The sequence below is a fragment of the Candidatus Hydrogenedentota bacterium genome, assembly GCA_019695095.1.
GTDB lineage: Bacteria > Hydrogenedentota > Hydrogenedentia > Hydrogenedentales > SLHB01 > JAIBAQ01.
In genome coordinates, this window is record JAIBAQ010000271.1 from 1 (window position 1) to 6,396 (window position 6,396).

5 protein-coding genes are annotated in these 6,396 nt (G+C 60.5%); 1 reads left to right on the forward strand and 4 read right to left on the reverse strand.

The genetic code is table 11. The features are described from left to right. The coding region (locus K1Y02_24470; protein ID MBX7259538.1) for an acyl-CoA thioesterase at positions 1–357 on the forward strand (357 nt) is incomplete at its 5' end. 240 nt (positions 358–597) lie between these two features. On the opposite strand, the gene K1Y02_24475 is transcribed toward K1Y02_24470, so the two are convergent. From K1Y02_24475 to K1Y02_24490, 4 genes are read right to left on the reverse strand one after another with little or no spacing between them, the layout of a single operon-like run. Beyond that, a complete protein-coding gene (locus K1Y02_24475) occupies positions 598–1,008 on the reverse strand; it encodes a zinc ribbon domain-containing protein (GenBank protein ID MBX7259539.1) in 411 nt (136 codons plus the stop codon). After that, a complete protein-coding gene (locus K1Y02_24480) occupies positions 1,001–2,512 on the reverse strand; it encodes a hypothetical protein (GenBank protein MBX7259540.1) in 1,512 nt (503 codons plus the stop codon). The genes K1Y02_24475 and K1Y02_24480 overlap by 8 nt, the downstream gene beginning before the upstream one ends. Further along, entirely contained in the window at positions 2,509–3,525 is a 1,017-nt protein-coding gene (locus K1Y02_24485) for a class II fructose-bisphosphate aldolase (protein MBX7259541.1), read from the reverse strand. Before K1Y02_24485 ends, K1Y02_24480 begins: the two co-directional genes overlap by 4 nt. 33 nt (positions 3,526–3,558) lie before the next feature. Then, positions 3,559–6,030 carry an NPCBM/NEW2 domain-containing protein gene (locus K1Y02_24490; GenBank protein MBX7259542.1) on the reverse strand — a complete coding sequence of 824 codons (2,472 nt, stop codon included), beginning with the start codon at positions 6,028–6,030 and terminating at the stop codon, positions 3,559–3,561. Between the last annotated feature and the right edge of the window lie 366 nt (positions 6,031–6,396).

The following is a 6,396-nucleotide window of genomic DNA, read 5'->3' on the forward strand; positions in this document are numbered from 1 at the left end:
GCCATGAACAACGCGAAGCGAGTGGAACCGGATGCTTCGCTCATCATCGTCGAGTTGGGCGGCAACGATGTCTTCTACGACACGCCATCAGAGGAATTTGCCGCGAACCTCGATGCAATGCTCTCCGAACTTGCGCGGCACAAAGTGCCCATCGCGTTGATAGAGTTGCCGTTGCCACCGTTCTACAATCGCTTTGGGGAGGCTCAGCGGCAGTTGGCCAAGAAGTATGGGGCCATGCTGGTGCCGCGCCGCTTGCTGGCGAGAGTGCTTGCATCACCGGATGCGACCGTCGACAGTCTGCATCTTTCTCCTGCCGGACACGAGCGGCTTGCGCAGGCGTTGTGGGAAATGCGTTGAGTTGCACACGGAATGCTGAGCGACACGCGCGAGATTGGAGTGGTGAGAATCGTGTCGGTAGCTATGGCGTTTCGTCTTGGTGCTCGATGGGTTTCAAGCCAGATCCTTCGCTTCGCTCAGGATGACAGCTAAGACGAGCCCAACTGTCATCCTGAGCGAAGCGAAGGATCTGGCTTATGCAACTTGGCAAATCAATCTGGACACCGTCTATTACGAGACCGTTCAGACAACGCTGCGCAATCAGATCCTGCGCGCTGCGCCGCACTGAGGGCATACGATCCAATCGGTTTGTAGGGCATAGCCGCAGCTATTGCAGGCGACATGTTCGAGGGCAGACTGCGCAGGAGAAGGCGCGAAGGACGGAACGGCCTCTCCTGTCCAATAGACGCCCATCCACATAGACGTCTTGCACGTCGCAGTAACGATCTCGCCGTTATTGTTGCGAAAGGTGACATCGTAGAACCGGCACCGGTTCTCGAACAGCCAGCCTTTCCCGAAAGGTGTCCACTCGATTTTAAGTACAACGCCGCCAGAGTACCCTATCACTCGAGTGATGCGGCGCTTGTCCAAGCGATGATTGATGATCCAGCTACATGCCGCGAGTATGCCTACGGCCACAAATGCAGCTATAAAAAGAGTTACCTCATTCAACGCTCATTTTCCCTTGCAGCTCCTTCATCGCACGATAGAGTTGCCGGTACTTTGGAAACAACTCGTCGTAGCGTGTGGCGCGTGTTGTGTCGGGTTCGACGGTGTCGCCGGTGCGGACCCACGCGTCGGCGATGTCGCGAGCGGGAATTCCGCTGACGGCTGCGTGAGCGAGTATCGCGACGCCCAGGCAACCGGCTTCGGTGACGGCAACGGTGGTGACGGGACGGTGGAGCACGTCGGCTTTCAGTTGTGTGAGGCGGCGGTTGCGCGAGCCGCCGCCAACGGCGCGGAAGTCGCTGACGGATACGCCCGCTTGCGCGAGAATATCGACGTTGAGCCGCATCTCAAACGCGACTCCTTCCAGCAGCGCGCGCAACACTTCGCCGCGTGTGGTTTGCAGGCGCAGTCCGAACAAAGCCCCCGGTGTTTCGGTGTCGAAGTAAGGCGTGCCCGACGGCGTGAAATACGGGAGCGCCATCACCGCGCCGGGATCTGGCGGCATTTGTTCGAGCAACAGGTCGTACACGTTTTGCCCCGTCCGTTGCGCTTCCACACTTTCGACGCCGCTCCACTGCTCGCGGAACCATTGCAGCAGGTTGCCGCCGGTAAGGCTGTAGGCGACGGTTGTATACGTGCCGGGCAACGTGAAATCGTACGTGCAGAGATTCGCGTCGAACAATTCCCGCGTGAAGGCCGCGCTGGGCAGCATCGGGCAGATGCATTCCACGGTACCGGTGGCGTACATGGCGCGGCCCGGTTCGACGGCGCCCGCACCCAACGCGGCACACGGCTGATCGTGTCCGCCCGCAACCACGAGCACGCCAGCCGGTAGTCCGAGCTCGTTGGCGATCCGCGACGGAATTTCGCCGACCACGCTTCCGCTTGGCGCGAGACGCGGCAATCGCGCCGCATCGATCTCCGCCGCATCCAGAACTTCCGCCGACCATTCGTGCAGGGTGACATCGAACAGCATCGTACGGCCCGCCAACGGCCAGCTCATGGCGTGATCGAGGCCAAGCCGCGTGTGCAGCAAATCCTCGAAGCAATGAAATCGCGTCGCGCTTGACCACACATCGGGGCGCTGCTCGCGAAACCACAGCAGTTTGTACAGCGTGAACAAGGGATGCGCGGTGTGGCCGGTGATGCCGTACAGCCGTTCCGCGCCGAAGGCCTCGGTCCATTCGCGCGCGATACGTGCGGGCCGCGCATCGGACGACACCATCGCGTTGGCCAACGGCGCACCGGAAGCGTCCAACGGCGTGACGGCTTCGCCTTGACTCGATATGCCGATAGCGCGCGGCGAATCGCCTGCGCACGCCGCGGCGCATTCCGCGAGCACGGCCAGCGCTTTGTCGCACACTTCGCGCGAGTCCAGCTCCGCCGCGTCCGGTTCGGGATGATGCAAGGGATACTCGCGATAGGCCGACGCGATCATATGTCCTTCGTCGTCGAACGCCACCGCCTTGCAGCCGGTCGTGCCGATATCCAGGCCGATGGTGCTCATGCTTCGTCCCGCCGGTACCAGAGCGCGAAGAACTGTCCTGCGAGCCGCTTGATCTCGTCGAAAGCAATCGTCTCGCGATGCACGTGTGTGAAGTATTGGAGCGAGGACGCGCTAGTCACGTCGGCTTTGGGGCCGAGTATGCCTTGCTCCGCGAGTTCCTTGGCAACCTTGGGGCCCGCAACCTTCGCCGCGTGTTGCGCCATGTCGCGGAACAGCACCGGTGTGCTGTCGCGTTCCAGCATGGTCCAGATGTTTGCCTTGCACACGCCGTCGTCGAAGAGATGTTCTATCTGCTCCGGCGGTACGGAGGATACGCCGTGCAAGCACATGCGCGTGCCTACGAGGTCGCGGACCTGCCGCGCCATCTCGCCGTGGTACTGCAACGTCGACGCGGACGCGCGATGCTCCGTGCCGAGATTGGCAACGATGATGTCCGCGCCCGTGCGCTGGAAATATTCCGCGGCGCGTTCCGGCGTCGTCAAATCGTTTCGCTGATCGCCGGTTGCCTCCGCGATCTCGTCGCAGGCGCCTTCGATGAAGATCTCGTGCTTGTGCGCGTCCACAAACCGCGCGGTTGCCTCCATGTTTTGCTCGAACGGCAGTTCGGATGCGTCGTACATAATCGACGAGAACTGCCGCATGTCCCACGCGAGCAACTCTTCGTCGATGTCGTGCTGGATATGATCGAGGTGCGCCATGACGCGCAGCTTCTCGAACGGCGACCCCGGCGCAGTTAGCACCTCCAGATTCGACATGAACATGCGCAGACCGATGTCCCACCGCTTTGTGCGCGTGTAATTCACGGTCTGTGTCCGTCCGGTGTACAGGTTCGTCACGGACACGATGACGGGCATGTTCGGCACGCCGATGCGATTGGCGTGCTCGAGTGCGGCCGCGAGCAAGGCCTCTGTTGTCGTCTGGCTCTCCGTGCCGAAGCCTGGCATCACCCAGCGCTGTTCCGCGGCCCACGCATAGGTGTCACACACCGCATTTCGATCCACCACTAACGGCATTGATACTCCCCCCTCGTAACGCTGAAATTCGTCCTATAGCTTTGTGAGCTTTCGATACTCTACCAACAACGACCCCGGCATTTCGTCGATCTTCAATTCAATTGCCTGTAGATCCGCACCCTTCATTTTCACGCTTGGATTGGGCGAGTATCCCGGCGAAAACACCACTTCATACTCCGCATCCGCGTCTATCTCATGCAACGCGCACTTGAGCGCCGTATACGGAGAGCGGTGTCTGCGGAAGGCGAGGATCATCCCGTCGTTCTCAGCGGCGCGATGGTATTGAAGAGCGCACCAATCGGTTGGGTTCGTCGTGACTTCGTTTAGGGCGTAGAGGTTGCCGAAGAAGTATTTTCGGATACGCTTGCCTTCTGCGATGCCCGCGCGCAAAAGGTCGCGCGGATAATCGGCCGGCCGCGTGTCTTCGCAGAACGAAATGCCCGCGTTGAAACCGCTGCGGAAGCAGTAGGGATCCGCGCCCATTTGGCCGCTCACGCTGAATGGGACGTAACGGCTAAGCCCCGCCGTCATCACTTGGTTTTGCAGCGCGGCCTGAAGGTAATCGCGATTCATAAGCGGTGTGATGGTTCCATCGGTTCGCCAAAGGGGTATGGCGCGCGCGCACGTTTCCAGGTCGATGCGGCCGCCACCCGATGCGCAATTATCGATGGCCATGCCGGGATGCGCGGCGCGCATGTCATCCCACCATTGGTAGAGTCCTTCGACGTATCGAATCTCCGCGATGCCCACACGATCCGGGCCTGCCGCCGCGTCGAGCTTTTGCCACAGCGGCGTGTACTGAACGGCATTGTCGATGCGCACCCAGTCGATGCCGTAATCGTCAATCAATCTGTTCATGTAATCGGTGATGTACTGCCGCGCTTCGGGCACGGCGAGGTTGAACATGCCCCACCCGCCGCCATCGGGCAACACGACCCATTCGGGGTGCTCAACGGCCATGAGCGTGCCCGGGCAGATGCGTTCCGGTTCGAACCACATCAGGAATTGGAGACCCGCCGCGTGCGCGGCATCCGCGAGCGGTTTCAGTCCATTGGGGAAACGCGTCGTGTTGAAACCGCGCAACACGGGCAGCACGTAATTGCCGACCGTTGGAAAATTGGCTTTGCCGTAGTAGGCGTCGTACCAAAAGCATTCGAAGCCCAGGTCTTTGCCTGCGTTCAGGTGATCCAGGGCAAGGGCTTCCGTGCACGCATCCATTTCGTAGAAGGCCGTGCTGAGATGCGCAATCGGCGGCACGACGATTTCACCGTTTGCGCGCGGCGAGATATGCCGGCGCATTGTGTCGCGCCAAAGGTTGCACGCCAACGCATCGTCGCCGCCGTCCCATCGCATCAATAGAATGCGCGGCGTGCGGATCGATTCACCGGGACGCAGCGCGAGATGCAGGTTCTGCATTCCCGCGCGCAAGCGCACGGCGTTCCCCGAATTCTCTACGGACGCGGTCCATTGGCCTGTCCAGCCGATGCCCGCAACGACACCGCCTCCCTTCCATTGCACGTCGAAAAACGGACACGCGCCTGACGAGGAACGTCCTGCGTTGGGCGCGAAGGCGTGTGTCTGGCCCAATGCCAACGGGGCGCTGAACGGCAACCAATCGTCCGCGCCTCCCGTACTCCTTAAGCTGCGAAAGGTCACCGGTGCGGCATCGCACGCAAACGACGCGTCGAGCGCGCGCACGTTTTCCAGGGGTGGCGCGTCCGTCGTGCCGCGATTGGCGAAGTGAAGCGTCCAGTCAACACCGGGAGTATCCGCATAGACACTCACGACCGCGCGCACCTCAAGTTTCGTTTTGGGATCGCTGAAGATGAGGGTACGGCGTTCAACCTGATCGTCTTTCTTTACTTCGATGCGGCGGTCCCATGACGGCAACAGCTCAGCGGAATGCTGTCCCCCGTAGACGAACGAGAACGGCCACGTACTTCCTTCGTCGCGACGCGGCAACTCGTCGACGAACTGTTCCGAGCCGTCTGCCAACTGTACGCGCGCGTTCGCCCAATTCGCCTGATCGAAGTCGCGCCCATCGTCGCCGTTATCCACCACCAAGTCGAAAGATTGTGCGCCATCAAGCGACACTTCGATGGAGTGCGGCGCATCGCCGGGCCGCATCACGTCCGTCTTGAACAGCACGCGGCCGTCTACCTCGACGCGGCAGCGAACGGAAGCGACCGAGCCGTCGACATTGCGGTCCAGTCCGATATCGGCACGGAACAGTTTTCCGGGTTGCGGTAACACCACGTGGACTACGGCGTGACTGTTAAGGCCAATGCCGTGCTCATAGGTTTTGTCGCCCAATCGCAGCGGACCGCCCGCGGTGGCCTTGCCGTATTTCACGTCGCCGGGGCTGTCTTCGTGGGTGGCCGCAACGTAGGCACTTGGCGCTTGTTGAACGGCATCGGTAAACATACGCTCCGCCCATTGTTGATTGAGTGAAACGTTGTCCGCCGCGCTGAAGAACATTACCGCTGCTACTGCACTGACAAGCATTGTCTCCCCCCTGCCCAATCGATGTTTGTTCATTCGCGCGCCCGCAATCATAACACTCTCAAGCATCGTTGCGGATGCATATCCGGTCAAGTCAAAGCACCCGGCCACCGTGAATTCACTCATGTCGCCGGGTGCTTGGCTCAGTCAGAGAAGCTTTGCTGGTTTCCAGTAGGAAAGTAACGTGTAAATCCTGCGCCTACATTACCGGTTCGCTCAATTCGTCGATTCTGGCCCTTACTAACTTCTCGTCTTCCAGATAGTAGGTCGCTTTGAGCCGTTTGCCGTTTGCGAGAATGGGCGTGCGCAGCACCAGTTCCGGCTTGGAGGGATCGCTCGACATGATCTCATACGACGTGATCACCTTGT